This window comes from Serratia sp. 506_PEND, from assembly GCF_001076875.1.
In the GTDB taxonomy this organism is placed as follows: Bacteria; Pseudomonadota; Gammaproteobacteria; order Enterobacterales; family Enterobacteriaceae; genus Serratia; species Serratia marcescens.
In genome coordinates this window covers 15232-18047 of sequence record NZ_JVEL01000594.1, presented here as the reverse complement: position 1 = coordinate 18047, position 2816 = coordinate 15232, and the positions used below count along the sequence as shown (strand labels likewise).

2 protein-coding genes are annotated in these 2816 nt (G+C 55.4%); both read right to left on the bottom strand.

Features of this window, described 5'->3' with window-relative positions; all coding sequences use genetic code 11:
* Positions 1–491: 491 nt before the first annotated feature.
* The gene (locus ADK28_RS26855) at positions 492–1868 is read right to left on the bottom strand and encodes a TolC family outer membrane protein (RefSeq protein ID WP_016928415.1); all 1377 of its coding nucleotides are present in this window, start codon (positions 1866–1868) and stop codon (positions 492–494) included.
* Between the two features lie 2 nt (positions 1869–1870).
* On the bottom strand, positions 1871–2816 hold a 946-nt coding region (locus tag ADK28_RS26850), incomplete at its 5' end, for an HlyD family type I secretion periplasmic adaptor subunit (RefSeq protein ID WP_048797169.1).

Sequence of the window (2816 nt, the reverse complement as noted above, 5' to 3'; positions counted from 1 at the left end):
TGTAGCCGGCTCCGCCAGTAACTAAAACCGCCATACAAACCCCTCACTCGCGCCCAACGCGCTCAAGAAAAACAGCCGTCTAAAGCCATAGGCTTATTTTAAATAAAACGTAGAATCACGCATCCTTTTCGATCATCAAAGGTTTACGGCTCATCGACCGTAAAGCACCATAAACGGCAACGGTCGCGCTCTCTCGTCGCGTCATGACTCTGGCAGCTGAGAGCCGTTCAGGCCGAACTCAGCCATCACTGCGTGCTGAAAAATACGGATTAAAACCGCCAGCACGCCGCGCGCTCTGCGTTATCACACAGCTTAACTGCGCCGGAGGCAGCGATTGAATACAACCGGTTGATACAGCGCCATCGCCCCTCTGGCAAACGAACGAAAATCAGGCCAGCGGCCACCGACCGATAACATAACGCAACAAAACAAAAAGAGCAGCTTTACGCTGCTCCCTTTCAGATAAATACTCGCCTCATCGCAAAACCGGACTAGCGACTGCGGGCAAAATACTGCGCGACCCGCATAACATCTTTTTCATCCAACGTACCGGAATCGCTCAGCAAGGTGATCCATGATTTGATGTAGGCGTACTTGGCGGAAGCCAGATCGCGCTGGGCGCTATAGAGCTGCTGTTCGGCGTTGAGCACATCGACGTTGACGCGTTGCCCGGCCAGTACGCTCTGCCGAGTCGCCGTCACCTGTGTAGTAGCCGATTGTACCGCCAACTCGTAGGCCGCCACCTTGGCGCGGCTGCTGATGCACAAATTGTATTGCTTGCGCAGATCGTTGAGCGTGGTGCCCGTCTGTGCATCCATTTCATACATCGCCTGGCCATAGCGCGCCGCCGCCTGCCGGGTCGACGCCGAAACGCCGCCGCCGGAATAAATAGGCATGCTGACCTGCACGCCGATGCTGTCGGTACGGTATTTCTGGTTAACCGTATTATCGCTGCTGGAGTCGTTTTCCGAATGCGAAGCATACAGCTGAACCTGAGGCATAAAGCCCGCACGATTCCTTTCGACATCATACTTGGCGGCGTCCACGCCATGACGCGACGCGGCCAACACCGGGTTGTTCTCCAGCGCGATCTTTTGCCACTCTTCGAACTTGGACGGGATCAGCGGCGCCACCTTAAACTTGCCCGGACGCAAAACCTGCAATTCATCCAGTTGGTTCAGCGGCATGCCGATAATCACTTCCAATTCGCGCTGGGCGGCGTCCAGCGCATCGCGCGCTTCGATTACCTGCGCTTCGGCCAGGCTGTAGCGCGCCTGGGTTTCCGATACGTCGGTAATGGTGCCTTCACCGGCGCTCATCAGGCGATCGTTCAAGGTCAACTGTTCCTTGTAAGCCGCCTTTTGCGCTTCGGCCAACGCGATTTGATCCTTGGAATAGGCCACTTCGACATAGGCGTTAATCACCCTAACCGCAAGATCCAGCAACTTGCCGCGATAGCGCTCGTCCGACATCATCGTCTGCGCCACGCCTGCTTTGTAGCGCGCGTACGCTTCATAGTCGAACAGCGGCTGCGTCAGCGTGATCGAACTGGAATAACTGCGATATTGCTGCCGCCGGGTGACCTCCGAAACATTGCCGAAAAAGTCGCTCTGCGGATATTTTTGCGTCTGCCAATTGCGCGGTGAATTCTGATAGTTCAACGACACCTTCGGCAGCAGCCCCGCCCTACCGATGTTTTCGTTCTCATCTCCCGCTTCTTTCTCTTTTATAGCCGCCCGGAAGGTCGGGTCCTTTTCTAATGCCAGCGAATATGCGTCTAAAATCCCTATCGAATAAACCGGCGCAGATATCGCAAACAAAAGGGTGCCGATAACCAGACCGGCAGCCTGTCGTTTTGATTGAATCAAAATTATTCCTCGGTTAATGAAGTATGAGCGCGATCCAAAATAGGTTTAAACAGATAGCTCAGCAGCGAGCGCGAGCCCGTTTTCACGAACACCTCGACCGGCATCCCCGGCTTGATGTCCTCGCCACTGAGCATCTTCATGCCCTCCGGCGAGACCGTGACCTGCATCTGGTAGTAAGGTTCTCCATTGGATTTGTCGACCAGGCGGTCGGCGGAAACCAACGTGACCGTCCCCGGAATTTTCGGGGTTTTGTTTTGGTTGAAGGCGGTAAACATCAGATCCACCGGCAACCCGTTGTACACCTTGTCGATCAAATCGACTTTCAGGCGAGAATCCACCACCAGCGTCGCCTGGCTGGGCACAACGTCCATCAGGTGGTCACCCGCTCCCACGACGCCCCCCTGAGTGAAAATATTCAATCCGACCACGGTGCCATCCACCGGTGAGATGATGGCGGTGTTGCCCAGATCGAAGTCGGCCATTTGCAGCTTGTTGCGGAACTCGCTGGCGTCCATTTGGGTTTGCGCCAGTTGCGTCCTGACCTCGCGCTGATAGTCGGCGAAGCGTTGATCGATGCGCTGCTGAGATTCCTGCAGCTGCTTTTGCAATTGACCAATCCGCCCGATGGTTTCATCGATGCTGCTGTTCACCTCAGCGAACTGGCGCTGGACTTCCAGATAACGATTGCGCGGCAAATAACCGTCCGCCGCCAGTTGCTTCATGCTGTTCATCTGCTCACGCAGGCTGGAAAGTTGGATCTGCTTGTTGGCGCGCGAATCCTGCAGGCCTTTCAACTGGAAGCGGATCCCATCCATCGACTGCTTATAACCGTCAATTTCACTTTGCAGCCCCTGGCGGCGAGAGGCGAACAGCTGCGTTTGCAACGCGATGATTTCGGCCACGCGCGGCTGATCCTTAACCTGGGTGAAAACAGGGGAAAAAGTGACC